The organism is Xenorhabdus bovienii (assembly GCF_024721015.1).
GTDB classification, from domain to species: domain Bacteria; phylum Pseudomonadota; class Gammaproteobacteria; order Enterobacterales; family Enterobacteriaceae; genus Xenorhabdus; species Xenorhabdus bovienii.
In genome coordinates, this window is record NZ_JANAIF010000004.1 from 102143 (window position 1) to 117694 (window position 15552).

General features: G+C 45.2%; 16 protein-coding genes. 11 read left to right on the forward strand and 5 right to left on the reverse strand.

All coding sequences use genetic code 11. The features are described 5' to 3' along the window. Positions 1-22: 22 nt before the first annotated feature. On the reverse strand, positions 23-328 hold the full coding sequence (locus NXS07_RS02335) for a PTS sugar transporter subunit IIB (RefSeq protein ID WP_038194529.1): 306 nt from the start codon (positions 326-328) through the stop codon (positions 23-25). Positions 329-791: 463 nt separating this feature from the next. On the opposite strand from NXS07_RS02335, the gene NXS07_RS02340 reads away from it, so the two are divergent. Continuing rightward, positions 792-1488 (forward strand): IS6 family transposase gene (locus NXS07_RS02340; protein ID WP_258086095.1). Its coding sequence is split into 2 segments (ribosomal slippage): positions 792-1259 and positions 1261-1488, totalling 696 coding nucleotides; the frame shifts between segments, so codons are not numbered across the junction. A 178-nt stretch (positions 1489-1666) separates the two neighbouring features. On the opposite strand, the gene vapC is transcribed toward NXS07_RS02340, so the two are convergent. The 3 genes from vapC to NXS07_RS02355 form a co-directional block, all read right to left on the reverse strand. Next, positions 1667-2071, reverse strand: coding sequence for a type II toxin-antitoxin system tRNA(fMet)-specific endonuclease VapC (gene vapC / locus NXS07_RS02345; RefSeq protein WP_238098540.1), 405 nt, complete (start codon positions 2069-2071; stop codon positions 1667-1669). Next, positions 2064-2306 carry a type II toxin-antitoxin system VapB family antitoxin gene (gene vapB / locus NXS07_RS02350; RefSeq protein WP_038208019.1) on the reverse strand — a complete coding sequence of 81 codons (243 nt, stop codon included), beginning with the start codon at positions 2304-2306 and terminating at the stop codon, positions 2064-2066. Before vapB ends, vapC begins: the two co-directional genes overlap by 8 nt. 72 nt (positions 2307-2378) lie before the next feature. After that, a complete protein-coding gene (locus tag NXS07_RS02355) occupies positions 2379-2549 on the reverse strand; it encodes a hypothetical protein (protein WP_258086096.1) in 171 nt (56 codons plus the stop codon). Positions 2550-3455: 906 nt separating this feature from the next. Between NXS07_RS02355 and NXS07_RS02360 the strand changes: the two genes are divergently transcribed. From NXS07_RS02360 to NXS07_RS02405, 10 genes are all read left to right on the forward strand, one after another. Further along, positions 3456-3842: a bleomycin resistance protein gene (locus NXS07_RS02360; protein ID WP_046337598.1), complete on the forward strand. Its 387-nt coding sequence runs from the start codon at positions 3456-3458 to the stop codon at positions 3840-3842. 64 nt (positions 3843-3906) lie between these two features. Next, positions 3907-6651 carry a CRISPR-associated helicase Cas3' gene (cas3, locus tag NXS07_RS02365; protein WP_258086097.1) on the forward strand — a complete coding sequence of 915 codons (2745 nt, stop codon included), beginning with the start codon at positions 3907-3909 and terminating at the stop codon, positions 6649-6651. Further along, positions 6648-8252, forward strand: coding sequence for a type I-E CRISPR-associated protein Cse1/CasA (gene casA / locus NXS07_RS02370; RefSeq protein WP_258086098.1), 1605 nt, complete (start codon positions 6648-6650; stop codon positions 8250-8252). The genes cas3 and casA overlap by 4 nt, the downstream gene beginning before the upstream one ends. Further along, on the forward strand, positions 8245-8796 hold the full coding sequence (gene casB / locus NXS07_RS02375; protein ID WP_046337601.1) for a type I-E CRISPR-associated protein Cse2/CasB: 552 nt from the start codon (positions 8245-8247) through the stop codon (positions 8794-8796). Before casA ends, casB begins: the two co-directional genes overlap by 8 nt. 27 nt (positions 8797-8823) lie before the next feature. Then, positions 8824-9861 carry a type I-E CRISPR-associated protein Cas7/Cse4/CasC gene (gene cas7e / locus NXS07_RS02380; RefSeq protein WP_258086099.1) on the forward strand — a complete coding sequence of 346 codons (1038 nt, stop codon included), beginning with the start codon at positions 8824-8826 and terminating at the stop codon, positions 9859-9861. 12 nt (positions 9862-9873) lie between these two features. Further along, positions 9874-10626: a type I-E CRISPR-associated protein Cas5/CasD gene (gene cas5e, locus NXS07_RS02385; RefSeq protein ID WP_046337603.1), complete on the forward strand. Its 753-nt coding sequence runs from the start codon at positions 9874-9876 to the stop codon at positions 10624-10626. Further along, a complete protein-coding gene (gene cas6e, locus NXS07_RS02390) occupies positions 10613-11287 on the forward strand; it encodes a type I-E CRISPR-associated protein Cas6/Cse3/CasE (RefSeq protein ID WP_046337604.1) in 675 nt (224 codons plus the stop codon). Before cas5e ends, cas6e begins: the two co-directional genes overlap by 14 nt. A gap of 218 nt (positions 11288-11505) precedes the next feature. Beyond that, entirely contained in the window at positions 11506-12498 is a 993-nt protein-coding gene (locus NXS07_RS02395) for a putative outer membrane beta-barrel protein (protein ID WP_258086100.1), read from the forward strand. Then, positions 12498-13649, forward strand: a complete 1152-nt coding sequence (locus NXS07_RS02400; protein WP_038208044.1) for a BamA/TamA family outer membrane protein — start codon at positions 12498-12500, stop codon at positions 13647-13649. Before NXS07_RS02395 ends, NXS07_RS02400 begins: the two co-directional genes overlap by 1 nt. An 8-nt stretch (positions 13650-13657) precedes the next feature. Beyond that, the gene (locus tag NXS07_RS02405; RefSeq protein WP_046338104.1) at positions 13658-14785 is read left to right on the forward strand and encodes a DUF4056 domain-containing protein; all 1128 of its coding nucleotides are present in this window, start codon (positions 13658-13660) and stop codon (positions 14783-14785) included. A gap of 67 nt (positions 14786-14852) precedes the next feature. On the opposite strand, the gene NXS07_RS02410 is transcribed toward NXS07_RS02405, so the two are convergent. Next, positions 14853-15326, reverse strand: a complete 474-nt coding sequence (locus NXS07_RS02410; RefSeq protein WP_038197215.1) for a MarR family winged helix-turn-helix transcriptional regulator — start codon at positions 15324-15326, stop codon at positions 14853-14855. Positions 15327-15552: the final 226 nt, after the last annotated feature.

A 15552-nucleotide genomic window follows, 5' to 3' on the forward strand; every position in this document is an offset into this window, starting at 1 on the left:
ACTCCATCTGATGATGAAAAGGTTATTCCAGCAGGCTTAAGGCGTGATCCAGTACCTTATCACCACGCAGGGCGCCGTAATCCATCATCTCAATCAAGCTGATAGGTTTACCCAGTGGTTCAGCAAGAGCGGTAAATCGAGGCAGTTCATACTTGATTTGCGGTCCCAGTAAAATCACATCGGCTTCATTGATATACATGTCCAACTCCAATGCGGGCACTGCCTTAATGGCGACTTCCAGCCCCCGTTTTTCCGCTTCCGCCTGCATACGCTGTACCAACATGCTGGTAGACATCCCCGCCGCACAACACAATAGAATGGTTTTCATGATTTTGTTCTCTTTGTTGTTGTCCCATTATGATTTCGTCTAATTCGAAAATGAGAGCGCTCTCATTTTGGTTAAGGCTAACAGGTTATTTTTCCGTTGCTGCGATGAGGTTCGCATAATAGATAAGCAATAGCTTAGAAAATGGACAAAATGCGATCAGCGTTGCTGATGATCGGTATGGCAAAAAATACGGCAGGAATTTGGCTGATTTAGGTGGTTAAAAAATGGTAGAATTTTGGAGGTCAAAAAAATTGTTATAAAACAGATGGATGAAATTAGAGTGTTCCCCGTAGATACGGGGATAAACCGGAACCAGAGGGCAAATAACGGAGGTTAGGAATGTGTTCCCCGTAGGTACGGGGATAAACCGTAGCCGACAAAATTCATTGACCTGCGTTTCAGGGGTTCTGTCGCATTAACGGAACATCAGGTAAGCTCCCTATTTTTTAGCGAATCCAGAACGATGTCCCTGATCCGAAATGTGTTCAAACGCCGACATTATCCTGTTGATATCATCGCTCAGTGCGTTCGCGGGTATCTGGCCTACGCGCTGAGCCTGCGTAATTTGAAAGAAATTATGGCTGAGCGCGGGATTGCCGTTGATCATTCCACGCTCTCTCGTTGGATTCATCGCTGGGTTCCGTTGATCGTTAAACGTTATCGGCGGAGCAAGCCCGAAGTTAAGCGTCGGTGGCGAATGGATGAAACTGATATCAAAATCAAAGGACAATGGCGTTACCTCTACTGTGCTGTAGACTCAGACGGTAATACGGTTGAATTTTTGCTGACAGCTCATCGGGATAAAAAAGCGGCATTGAGTTTCTTCAAAAAGGTGATGCGTCAACATGGACAACCTGACGGGGTAACTCTTGATAAAAGCGGTGCCAATAAAGCGGCGTTGGGCGAAATAAACAAGGAAAAACCGAAAAAATAAGCCGATTAATATCAGGCAGAGTAAGTACCTTAATAACCTGATTGAACAGGATCATCGCAACGTCAAACGGCGAACACGTCCTATGCTGGGACTCAAAAACTTTAGGGGGACTCAGACCCTGTTAGCCGGGATTGAACGGGTCAGTATGTTGCGTAAAGGACAATACCCACAAGAACCGGAATACCCAATTTCACCCGCCGCTTTTTTCTATCAACTCACTGCATAAAAATCACTCAAGATGATTTTGCTCGCGATCTCTCTGTTAATGCGACAGAACCGTCCCCACAGCATAAAGGGACATTTCTATATTGGAGAAAAATGACATTACTACTTAGTACCTACAAATTAGATTCACCTAAGACAGCTTGATGTTAAAAAGCCAGTAATTTACTGGCTTTTTCGTACTAGGGATTAGTCCAATCTTCTATTCTTAATCCATCAACTCTTTCAAACTCTCTTGTATTATTTGTTACTACAATAAGTCCTTTACTTCTGGCATGAGCCGCTATGTGTAAGTCGTTATCACCAATACGTTTTCCTTTTTTTTCAAGAATAGCCCTTATATCACCGTAGTGAAATGCTGCTTGTTCGTCATAAGGTAAAACGGTCAAACGTGATACAAAGTCATTAACAGTGGCTAGATTTTTAGTGGGATTCATGCTTTTTTCAGCTCCGAAAATTAACTCTGCGAGCGTTATTGCAGAAATAGCAAGTTGATTAGTGTGTTGATTAAATTTAGGTAATAGAGATTCTGGTTTACGTTTAATCGTAAATATTACGATATTTGTATCTAATAAATATTTAATCATCGAAGGATTCTCTTTCGCTTGTTATCTGATCAGCTCTGTTTGGCAAAAAATCATCTGTTACAGACTGATCTGATAAGAAAAAGCTATCCCATGCGTTTTGGACGGGAGAGATTATACGTTCCTTTCCGCTAACTCGAACAATAACCTCTTTAACGTTATCAGGGAAACGTGTATCTGCCGGTAAGCGAACATTTTGAGTTCGATTACTCATAAAGACTTTACCTTGCTGGATCATAGTGTTTATCCTTTAAAATTTCTGCTATATAGCATAAGTATATAGCATTTTTAAAGATACGCACAAGACCCATTATAATGGAATGGTCGCCCCTTCCCTGAACCAGCGGTAGGATGTTGTTGATAACACTACCAGCGGAGGCGCGATATGACTGTTATAACGATTGGTATCGATTTGGCAAAAAACGTGTTCCAGATCCACGGGGTTGACAACAAGATAAAGAGGATAAAGTGCGTCAGGCACGGGAAGCACAACAAGATAGGTGAGTACAGGGATAAACCGACATGCACTATCTCTTTCCCTGCTGGCATATTGTATTCCTCGTGAGTGCGGGATACCGCCGAAAAACAGGTAAGTCCTAAATAAGCTATATTTACCAACTTATTTTCGTGTGGTTCTACATCTGTTTAGAACAAAATAGTACAATCTTGTCAGTAATCAATCACTATTATATGTTCTCTGCCAATACGGAGATAAATCGTTGTTATTTTCACTTTGATTGATTATCAGTTATCAGTGTTCCCCGTAAGTACGGGGATAAATGACCGATTAGATATTACAAATTATGATTTTTGCTTGAACAATCTTGAAAATAATAAAGTTTTTTTTCTTTTTGATTTAAATAACATGATTAATTGTCTGTAAAAAACAAACCAGCTTTTTACAAAAGCTACCATACAGAAAAATCTCTATAGGAAGTAAACCAATGAAACATTATCCACTCAAACTCAAACGAGCTCCAAAAAAAATTACTCCCCCCTATAACCTAAGCGTCAGTTTGTTAGCTAAAACAGAAGGTATTTCTAAAACTACTCTGAACAGGTGGCGTAACTAAGCTCTTGTTTTGAATGGTAAAAATATTTTAGAACAGCTTCAGCAGGAAAATAAGAAAACAAAGAATTCACATTTAAAACATAACTCTATAAACTTTTCACATTTATCCCTTCATATAGTTCTAAATGTGAGCGTCATTCCATAATCTAATTGAATTAATAAAAACAACACAAAAAAGGTGGTGAATTTTTCTATTACTTGATTAATATAAAATATCTGTTCATCCACTGTCCAAAACTCTTTTTTCTCAAATATTACAATCAGGAAACTCAGTTGACTATCAATACGACAACAGAAACGACTTACTGGAACCCTATGGTGCCGGAACTCACAGTGACAAATTTTCCTGTGTCCCTGGATTTCTATGTACAAATATTAGGATTCAACATAATGATACGGCGAAAAGATCCCGATTTTGCCTATCTTCATTTAGGGAAAGCTCAACTGATGCTGGAAACGTTTCACGAAACTGGCTGGAATACGGCAGAGCTTAATAAGCCGCTGGGACGTGGCATTAATTTGCAAATAGAAGTGGATGATATCAACTCCATTCTTAATCGCCTGCAAATCAACAAGATAAAACTTTACCGTCCATTGAAGGATAATAACTACGCCACAGGCGATACCCACATCTGTCAGAGAGAATTTCTCGTTCAAGATCCTGATGGTTATTTGCTAAGGTTCAGTCAATACATAGAGTAAAAATAAAGTCTTCCTCAATTAATGAATAAAACTCAGTTAAAACTTTATTTCATTTCGGAAACCTATGCCTACGTTAATAAATAATTTTGGTTATATCATCCGATATTGGGGCAAGGCCCAGAAAAATATCTATTCTGATGCCGATTATCACCTTCTGGCTTATCACTGTCTGGATGTTGCGGCAGTTGGCAAATATCTACTGGCTCCCCACAAAAAAATTACCGCCGATATTGCGGATTTTCTGGAATTATCAAAAGAAGAATTACAAAACCTATTTGTATTTTTTTTGCTTCTGCATGATATCGGTAAATTTTCTTCCGCATTCCAGCAATTATATTCCCCAGAACAACACACTGAACTACTGAAACCTCAGCATTGCAAACCCTACGATGGCAAACATTATCGCCATGATCGTTTAGGGCTGTTTTTCTGGAAACAGATCCAGGACGATGTGCTGTTTGCTTTGGTGGGAGACAACAACCTGCAACGCAGAGATAAAGATCGGGCGCAGGATACGTTGATGGTCTTAATGCAGTGTATGCTCGGTCATCACGGCAAACCGATTGATGATAGCGACTGGCAGGCAATTGGCGATTTTACCGAAGCCCAAAATATAACTGATGCAAAAGCCTTCACAAATGATCTCATTGCCCTATTCCAACCTCACCTGTCATTGGAAAAATTACTTTCCAAAGAATGGAAAGATAACCTGAAGCAAGTAAGTTGGCAGTTGGCTGGCATCGTTGTCATGGCCGACTGGATAGGCTCTGACAGTGCACGCTTTCGCTATCAAACCAGCTCCATGCCATTGGCAGAATACTGGCAAACCGCCGAACAACAGGCGCAAATTGCCCTGAATGCTATTGATATGCAATACACACCAGCCATATCGCCGTATAAATCTATCCAGCATTATTATGGTTTTTCACCAACGCCATTACAGCAATGGGCAGAAAAAGTACCGATTGATGATTCTCCCCAGCTTTTCATTCTGGAAGATGTGACCGGTGCCGGAAAAACCGAAGCCGCTCTCACTTTAACCCATCGCTTGATGCAGGCCGGAGTCGCAGAAGGTTTCTATTTTGGCCTGCCGACAATGGCAACATCTAACGCCATGTTTAGCCGCATCGCCAAACACTATCGTGAAATGTTCAATACCAGCGGCAAGCCACCGAGCATCGTTCTGGCACATGGCGCCAGTAAGATGAACGATGCTTTCAATGACATCATCCTGACCTCTGAAAACAGCGATAACGACTACACCAAAGATGAGATCACAGCGACAGCACAATGCCATCAATGGCTGGCGGACTCGCGCAAAAAAGCACTACTGGCACCCGTTGGCGTAGGGACTATCGATCAGGCGCTGCTTGCCGTCTTGCCCCGAAAATATCAGTCGCTGCGTTTGATTGGCTTGAATCGTAAAATCCTGATTTTTGATGAAGTCCATGCTGCGGATGAATACATGTTTGCCCTGCTGGAAAATCTGCTGAACCTGCATCTTCATCAAGGGGGATCGGTGATATTACTTACTGCCACACTTTCCCTGAAACAACGCCAGAAACTGGCGGATATCTGGCTATCTTCCGCAGGCCAAACACCGCAGAAACTGCGGCAAACGGCCTTTCCGTTGGCAACCAAAATTACGCTCACTCCTGAAAATCCGATTATTGAACAACCCCTGCACAGCCGCTCAGATGTCAGCCGTGAAGTCATCGTGAAAACACTGGACTCTCTGGATGCTTGTGTGCAAACCGCCCTTAACGCCGCCAAAGAGGGGCAATGCGTGGTTTGGGTACGCAACTCCGTTGATGATGCTTTACACGCTTTCCGATTGATTCAGTCACAGATGAATAATCCAGAAGATTGCCTGTTGTTTCACAGCCGCTTTATTTTGCACGATCGCAAGAAGATCGAAGATCTTGTACTGGAGATATTTGGCAAAAATAGCACCCAACTGCATCGGCAAGGCAAGATTCTGATTACCACCCAAGTTTTTCAGGAAAGTCTGGATGCTGATGCTGACGAGATGATTGCCGATATCTGCCCAATCGATGATTTGATCCAGCGGACAGGCCGCCTGCACCGCCATACCCGCAATGCTGAAGGGAAGTATCAGCAAGGTATTAACGATGGTCGTCCTGCCCCTGTGTTGTATCTCCACGCCCCAAAATGGGACGATCAACCACAAGCAGACTGGCTGAGTAAAGATTTTCGCAATACCCAATATGTTTATCGCTCACCGGGGCGCCTGTGGCTGGGGTTGCGTGAACTGCGGCGATTGGGCGCCATCAGAGTGCCTGCCGAAGCCAGAACTTTAATCGAAGCGGTTTACAGTGACGATGCGTATGAACACATACCTGACACCTTAAGACATAAGGAAAATGAATTTATTGGAGAAGGCCACAGCAAAGAGGCCAAAGCAGAATCACAGACCTTGCGATGGAAACATGGATATTGCAATCACAGTGCCAGCGGATGGTATGACGATGACAGCGATATCAGCACGCGATTCAGTGATATCGAAACGGTTGAGGTTCTGCTTGTTAAACTGACTGACAAAGGTGCATTAATACCGTGGGCGAACGAGGGAAAATTTGCCGTTCAACTCAGTACCATCAGGCTACCAAAAAACAAATTTGCCGATAAGTTACTGGCGGTTCCAGAATCGTTTTCTCATGCTGTAGAACAGCTAAAGAGCCAATTCAAATCTGCTAAATACCTGCAAATCTGGCTGCCCGAACTCGACCCCAATTTCAGTTACGACCCTACTATCGGTTTTTATGAAATCCACCAGCAGGAGGCATGATGAACCTTATTAAAGACGCATGGCTGACCTTTAAAATGCGGGATGGTAGTCAAAAGAAACTGCCACTGGCGGCTATCTGCAATCCCAACGTCATGGATTTTGCCCTGCCACGGGCAGACTTTCAGGGCGCGGCCTATCAGTTAGCCATCGGCTTGCTGCAAACAGTGTTTGCTCCCGTAGATAAGTTTCAATGGCATGATTTTTATGAGGCTCCCCCAACACAAGCAGATTTACAGACAGCCTTTGACCGCGTGGAACATGCCTTTAATCTGTCAGGTAACGGGCCGCTATTTATGCAGGATTTTGATTCGCTGGATAGCGTCAAATCAACGACGATTTCTGGGTTACTCATTGAAGCGCCTGGAGCGAATACGCTCAAACTTAACACCGACCATTTTATTAAACGCGGCCAATGTGAAATCGTCTCGCCTGAAATGGCGGCTATCGCACTTTTCACCTTGCAGATTAATGCACCTGCCGGTGGTGTCGGGCATCGTGTCGGCTTGCGGGGCGGTGGCCCTCTGACCACTCTGGTTCAACCCCTAACGCTGGATACCCCACTCTGGCACAAACTCTGGCTTAATATCGTCAATCAAGAATACTGCGGCTATCCCGAAGCAGACCTCCACAGCCCCAGTGTCTTTCCGTGGTTAGGCAAAACCAAACTCAGCCAGCCCGCCGGTACGGAAATTTACGCTTCTGATGTTCATGAACTCTATATGTATTGGGCGATGCCACGGCGTATCCGTCTGCAGATCGACGATAAACCCGCTATTTGCCAACTGACCGGACAACCCACCGAACAATCTGTTACCCGCTATCGAACCCAAAACTATGGCAACAACTATGCCGGAAATTGGCAACATCCACTCACGCCTTATAAATGGAATCCGAAAAAAGCCAACGACGATCACCTTTCTATCAAAGGGCAACCGGGAGGGATCACTTATAAACTATGGAATAGTCTGGCATTTTCCAGAAATAACGAGGGACAAAAAGCCGCTCTGGTCGTCGATCATTTCCACCAGATTTGTGATTATTTTGCAGAGGAACACAGCGCAACACCCCGGCTATGGGTCTTTGGCTATGATATGGACAATATGAAAGCCAGAGGCTGGTATTCCACTACACTTCCCCTGTTTTCCATCGCCGTTGAAAAACAGGATGTCATTTTCCGGCGAGCCAGAAATTTACAGACCCTTTCTGCTAATGCACTGAGCCAATGCCGTTCCCAAATCAAAAGTGGTTGGTTCAATCGCCCAAATGATGTGAAAGGCGATATGTCATTTATTGATGCTGCGTTCTATCAACGTACTCAAACGGCTTTTTTTAAAGCGATACAACAGATTATCAGCAGCCAGCAAGCATCTTCTTATCTCTCGCCAGAGGAGGCCAAAAGCTGGCTCTATCAACTGAGAAATACCTGTTTCGATCTGTTTGATGAATATGTGCTGTCAGAAAGCGTCGATCCGAAAACGCTGCCGAAAAAAGTCAAAGCAAGGCATTTTTTGACTCAGTGGTTATTTGGTGCCAAAGAGATCAAATCATTTATGACTGAATACCAAATCGAACGCCAACAGAAAGAGGTGATCAATGAATAAGTTGAGCGAAAGTACCTTGCTGCGCTGGTGGGAAAGCATGTTTCTATCACCATCAGAACTGAAAGCTAAAGGCAGATACCCCGCTCCAACGGTGTATAAAGCGCAGTTAAAACGCTGCCAGAATATCGACGCGGCCATGTTAACCGGAGGCTTTCGCACCTTGTGGCTGAGTTTGCAAGAAAGAAACGCTGAAACCGTCGATGAAAAAACCATCATAAAATGGGCAATGATTGCCATGACGGGCGTGCATGTGAAACACAATGTAACCACAACACTGGCAACCGCAGCCGGCACCAAAACAGAAAATGATAAACCTGTCGTCAGTGCACTCCGCTTCGCCCAATTGCAGGGCGCCAAAACCCCCGACGAATTTGTTACCCGCTTACGACGCACCTTGCAGCTCATTGATGGAAAAGTTTCCATGCTGGATCTGGCAAAAGATATTGAGCAATGGGCTCACGAATGCCACCAGCAAAGACCCCGTCGAGCGAATCAGCGTCTCAGCGTGCAATGGGCGCTGGAGTATTACAAAGCAGCAAAATAATCACTTTTAACCTTTGAGGTATCCTAAATGAGCCAATTTATTCAATTACATCTGCTAACCTCCTACCCGCCTGCCAACCTGAACCGTGATGATACAGGGCGCCCTAAAACAGCCAGAATGGGGGGTTTTGATCGATTAAGAATCAGCTCCCAAAGCCTGAAACGCCACTGGCGAGTCTCAGATCTGTTTCAATCAGCACTTGCGGGACACCTTGGATTTCGGACAAAACGCTTTGGCCTCGAAATTTATCAACAATTGATCGAAGCGGACGTTAAAGAAAAGCAGGCGACAGAGTGTGCTTCTGCCATTGCGGGTGTATTTGGCAAAAATAAAAAAGACACGCCACTGGAAATAGAACAACTGGCCCATATCAGCCCTACAGAAAAAGCCGCCACAATCTCCCTGGCAAAACAACTGGCCAACGAAAATCGGGCGCCAACCAAGGAAGAGTTAAGTCTGTTGAGCAAAGAGAGAATGGCTGTGGATATCGCCCTGTTTGGCCGTATGCTCGCTTCCAGCCCCGCCTATAATATTGAGGCCGCTTGTCAGGTTGCCCATGCCATCAGCGTACATGATGTAATGATTGAAGATGACTATTTTACCGCGGTGGATGATCTGAACGACGGCAAAAGTGACACAGGTTCAGCACACATCGGAGAAAACGGATTTGCAGCGGCCCTGTTCTACAGCTATATCTGTATCAACAAAACCCTGCTGATGGAAAATCTGGCAGACAACCAAATCCTGGTCAATCAAGCCATTGCTGCCCTGACCGAAGCCGCCGTCAAAATCTCCCCTTCCGGCAAGCAAAACAGTTTTGGCTCCCGCGCCTATGCCAGTTATGTTCTGGCTGAAAAAGGGGAATATCAGCCCCGCTCCTTGTCGGTCGCATTTTTGAAACCCATTAACGATGAAGAGCAGGCTGCGTCTGCCATTAGAGCATTGGAAGAACAGGTCGAAAACTTCGATAACGTTTATGGTGACTGTGCTGACGCCCGCCATAGTATCAATACCCTCACCGGAAAAGGCAGTTTTGCCGAACTGATTAAATTCATCACGAATTAAAAGGAGGCCGGAATGCAAACCTATTTGGTTTTTCGATTATATGGTGTGCTGGCCAGTTGGGGCGTAGAAGCCGTCGGTGAAAGCCGCCCCACCAGCCTGTATCCGACTCGTTCAGCGATTTTGGGGCTATTGGGCGCAGCACTGGGCATCCGGCGTGATGATGAAATGCGCCTTGCCGAGTTACAGCAAAGTGTCAACATCGCCATCAAACAAATCGTGGCCAGTTCATTGATGAGGGATTATCACACGAGTCAAGTCCCCTCCCAAAACAACAAACAGCAACACCTCACCCGTAAAAGTGAGTTGGGTGAATCTGAACTGAATACGGTTTTATCCTCACGGGATTACCGCAGTGATGGGCTGTGGATCATCGCAATTTCACTGACCGACCAAGCCCATCTGACGCTGGCAACCTTGCGTGATGCGCTGTTAAAACCGGTTTTCACCTTAAGCCTTGGGCGCAAATCCTGCCCTCTGTGCATTCCTATGATGCCGCAAATAACCCGATCTCCCTGTTTGAAGGCGGCTCTGGATACGGAATTTCCGCCTTTAACGCAGTCGGAGAAAGCCGATCACTATTGGCTGGGCGACAACGGTATCGTGAGCTATTTCTGGGAAGGGGATAAAAACGAGATTGAGATCCCTGATGTGGCGGTATTGACCAGCCAATTGTGGGACGAACCGCTTTCACGAACCCGCTGGCAGTTCACCCAACGTACTATGCACCAATTATCACTGATGGAGAAGGCACATGTACCTGTCTAAAGTCACCTTACGACCTTCTGCCTATCGGGAACAGTTTTTGTCAAAAATGGCGAAAAACAGTGTTTATTCTTCCCACCAGCTATTGTGGCAACTGTTTACGGAACAGGCAGAGCGCAATTTTCTGTTCAGGGAAGATATGAGCATCAACGGTACACCTGAGTTCTTCGTACTGTCCCATACAGCGCCAACACCCAACTCGGCGATGTTCCAGATTCAGAGCAAGGCATTTACCCCGCAATTACGCAGCGGGCAGAAACTGGCGTTTAAGCTCCGGCTAAATCCCACCATCTGCATCACAGATAAGGATTCCGGCAAACAGCGGCGTCATGATGTACTGATGAATGCCAAACGTCAGGCACAGTTGGCGGGTGTTAGCACTGACGAAATCCAGCCGCTGATGATGCAGGCTGTACAGGCATGGATACAGGATGAAAAACGACTGACTAACTGGGGTATTCAGTTTGATTTCGATCCTGATGTTGAACGCTATACCCAACATCGCTGTCGCAAGCCTTCCGGCCAGAAAGTGGCATTTTCGAGCGTTGATTTTCAGGGCGTGCTCACCCTTTCAGATCATGAACTTTTTCTGGCGCAATACGCTAAGGGCTTTGGTCGGGCGAAATCCTTTGGCTGTGGGATGATGCTGATAAGGACTCTGTAAGTGTTCCCCGTAGGTATTTAAACTACCCTTCTGAAATTTCGTCTGCGAAATGTTTGAGTGTTCTCCATGACTCAGACTCATCAGGACAAAATTGTTTTTACTAAAGTCACTAGCCGAAACATTCAACTTTAGTTACTCATTTCCCAGCATTATTCGTTAACGGGCTTAACATAAGCTATGATAATCTACTGCGTCCTTCATTTTCCTTTGAGTTTATTATGACCTTAACTAACTTCAGCAAATTGTTAGCCGCTACACTTTGCCTCGCGACTTCATACAGCCATGCAGATAGTGAACGCCCACTTTTTTCATTAACGATGGCAGAGTCTGGTGTTCAGAAGACAAATAGCGATGGTAGTTTATCTCATTCTACAAAATCAGAATCTCGCATTCTGCCAATTTGGGGTGATGAAGCGCGAGCTAAAGGCTACGATCTGCCTGAGCCATTTGGCGTAAGTTATGGTTATATGAATCTGCGCCAAGATATCATTATAGACAGCATTAAATTTCAATTTACCAATCCATTAATTGAAGAGCGTTGGAAAGACCAAATTATTGTTAATGCGGGTGATACCCGGGAAAGAAATGAAACCCATATGCTGAAACTGGATACATGGGTTTTACCCTTCTTAAATGTATATGGTGTCTATGGAACAACCAAAGGTAAATCAAAAACAAATTTAGATAACATTGTCGCTTTTGGCGATGATGAAACCTATAGAAATATTCCTTTTGAACTGAGTTTTAAAGGGAAAACTTATGGTGGTGGAGCAACTTTCGCTGGTGGTTATAACCAATTTTTTGCCACGTTAGATGCAAATTATACCCGAACCAATTTGGATATTTTAGACGGTGATATTTCCGCCTTCGTTGTTACTCCACGCGTTGGTTATGAGTTTGTTTTTGAACCGCTGTTTACTGGTCAAGGAAACGCCAAAGTTCAGGTGTGGGTAGGTGCCATGTACCAAGATATCACCCAGCGCTTTAAAGGTGATGTCAGTAAACTCAATTTACCCTCCGAAATATCAGAGTTATTTGGCATGGTTCAAAGCCAAACCGATATCAAATTCGACGTCGAACAGCACCTTGCACATAAATGGAATAACACCGTGGGTGCGCGTTTCGAAATCACTCGTAACTTCAATATCCTATCTGAAGTGGGTTTCGGCAACCGAAACAGCCTCTTTGTTTCCGGTGAGTTTCGTTTCTAATGTTCCGACGCATGACAATCAAGAGGCTGGTGATATCCAGCCTTCTTATTTTTACCGCATCATCAGCACAGGCTGATATCTTGCCCGATCGGCAAAAAATCGATGGTTGGCTCAGCGAATTAGGCGGCAGTAATCAATTCGATGCCAGCAAGAAGGTTGACTGGGGCGTGCTGCCCGGCCCTTTTTACACCCCTGAAATGGGAATGGGCATTGGGGTCGCTGTAGTCGGGCTTTACCGTCCCGATAACTCAGACCACACCAGCCAGACCTCCTCACTGGGTCTCAGCGGTTTTGGTTCATCTACCGGCGCATTTGGCCTGAATTTTACCAATTATAATTTTCTGGCTCGTGATCAGTGGCGGTTATTTGTTTCCGGGACGCTAAATAACACGCCGACTTACTATTGGGGCAAGGGTTATGACGCCGGTAAAAATAATGGCAATAAAGAAAAATATCGAGCTCAGGAATTTGATATTCGCCCTCGCCTGCTCTATCGCGTGACAGATGCTATGTATATGGGATTAGGCTGGCATTTCTCATCCCTCAACGCCAGTGATCCGGATATCGGTGCCGCAAAATATTTCGCGCAGTCCGTCGGCGGACGCTCCGTCATCAGTTCCGGTGTAAGTGCATACTTCAGTTATGACACGCGGGATTTCCTGCCTAATGCAAAGCACGGGCAAGCATTTGAAATCGTTTATACCCACTTTTCCCCAGAATTAGGGGGAGATAATCGTTTCAATACCACACAGTTACAGTTTTCGACCTATCACCAGCTATCCGAAAAATCCGTGCTGGCTTTCGATAACTATGCCCGTTTCAGCTCTGGCGATGTGCCGTGGAATCAATTATCCCTGCTGGGCAGTAGTCAACGGATGCGCGGGTACTATGAAGGGCGCTATCGCGATACCAATATCTTCACATCACAATTAGAATTAAGACATAAACTTGACTGGCGCCACGGTATTGTCGGCTGGATAGGCACAGGCACATTAAGTGATTCCCCTTCAAAGCTAGGTGCAAAGCACTGGCTTCCTTCTATTGGTGTGGGCTATCGTTTCGAGTTTAAGCCACGCATGAATGTCAGATTAGATTTTGGTGTTGGTAAAGACAGCACTGGATTCTACTTTCAGGTAGGGGAAGCATTTTGAAGTCATTGATGACGCTATTATTCAGCTTCCTGCTCATGGCATGTCAGGGTAAATCTGCTCCCGTCATGCCTGTAGAGCCTGTACTCGTCAGTGATACTCAAGAACAGCCAGAGCTCGACTGGCCAGCGTTGACCCCTATTGAACCACCTGAAGGCTTAAGAGCCTGCTGCGCATTTGGTTACGATCTTAAAACCGAGGTGGTGGGGGTTCCCGTTCCTTTCTATGATATCGACAATATCGTGGAGGCCGAGAAACTGGGAGAACATCACTATAACGACAGTGCTCTGGGTGCCAGTGCCGCTTTATTGGGGATAAGCAATGAAAAAATCGGTCTGTTATATACCCAGAAAGGCGGGTTTATTGATATCTCCCATGTGAGAGATACCGCAGACTATACGCTGTATCTCTTTAGCCAGATTTATGCTCACCTGGGTCAGGAGCGGGAATTAAGCCTAAGTAATGAGCTTGCGGCGCGTAAAATTCACTTTTTTGCCTTTACTCCGCCGGTAGATCTCGTTGAGCGCTACACCTTAAGCGCTTATTTAGCGGCAAAACTGGCATTTCAGTTGGCGGCTTGGCACGAAATCGCCCAATGGTATGGCTATCAATCAGTCCCAGGGTTCCCCGAGGGCATTTCCGCGTTTTCCCCGGAAGACCTCTATTCCAATCTCTTGGGAGCAAGGCTGGCTCTGACCCTGATCCTGCAAGGTCATGCTTCTTCGGTGACTCAATTTACTACCTCAATGGCAGCCATATTGCCTTCTGCTTTGCATAAACTCGAACCTTATTCCAAATCAGACACAAAAAAGATGTTTAATCAGATCGACGGGCTATGGTGGAATAGTCATGAACGTATTCCGCAAAAATTTTTAGTCCTGCGCAGGAATTATGAAACCCAAGACAATCGTTATCCATTAATGCCTTCAGGCAAAGAAAAGTTTGCGCTGCGTCTGTCCCTGCCTGATGAATATAAGCCGTTTTCGCTGGATAAATTGGCTGAGCTACAGTTATGGCCAACCGAACAGATGAAAAACTTACCTGTTCCCAATTCCTATTGGACAATGAAAGACTTTAACATGCTGGCAGAACATGCCCAGCATGAAGATGCGCGACAGTTGTTATTGAGTAGCAAATAAATACCGTAGCCAGTGACTCGGCAAAGCCTTTCGATTAAATTCGCAAGGAGATAGCACCACTATCTCCTTACTCTTTCCCGAATCTCCCCAACGCCCTGCGCATCGGCGTATGCCGCTTAATCAGTTCCTGCAAAACCTCTTTCAGTAACTGACTTTTACCGCTTCCCAGCGGCTCCAGTATACTTTTCTCATGGGATTCTGCTTCTGCCAGTAATCCGACCACCACTTGTCGGCCGCTGTCGGTAAGATGCACTAACGTGATACGGCGATCTCCACCACCATTGGAAAAACGAGTGACATGCCCCTGCAATTCAAGACGCTGCAATACTCGGGTAATTGTCGGTTGTTTACTGACTGTTTTTTGCGCCAGCAGGCTAATACCAATCGGGCCACTTCCAGCCAGCGCCGATAAAACACGCCACTCCAGCACGGACAACCCCCGTGCCTCAACGATGTCATGAAACTCAGAAGAAACCAGCATCCATGCTTGCCCAAGCAAAGCAGGCAAGTAATTATCAACAAACACTTTTGAATCTGGCATAGTTTCAACAACCTTTCTATTTCGGGAAGTTTTGTCTTCCAATTCTAAAAGGTTCATCCGTGAAAAACACGCTCACAATAGTCACCCCATCAATGTTTTCCTGATAAAAGTGAGCCAAATCTCGGAACGTATGTATGCAGCCCAAGTTGTTTCAATATCATGCAGGCTATCGTAATAGATGGGGAGATAACGAGCGTGAGACGTTTCAGCGCCGGATACAAAGCCC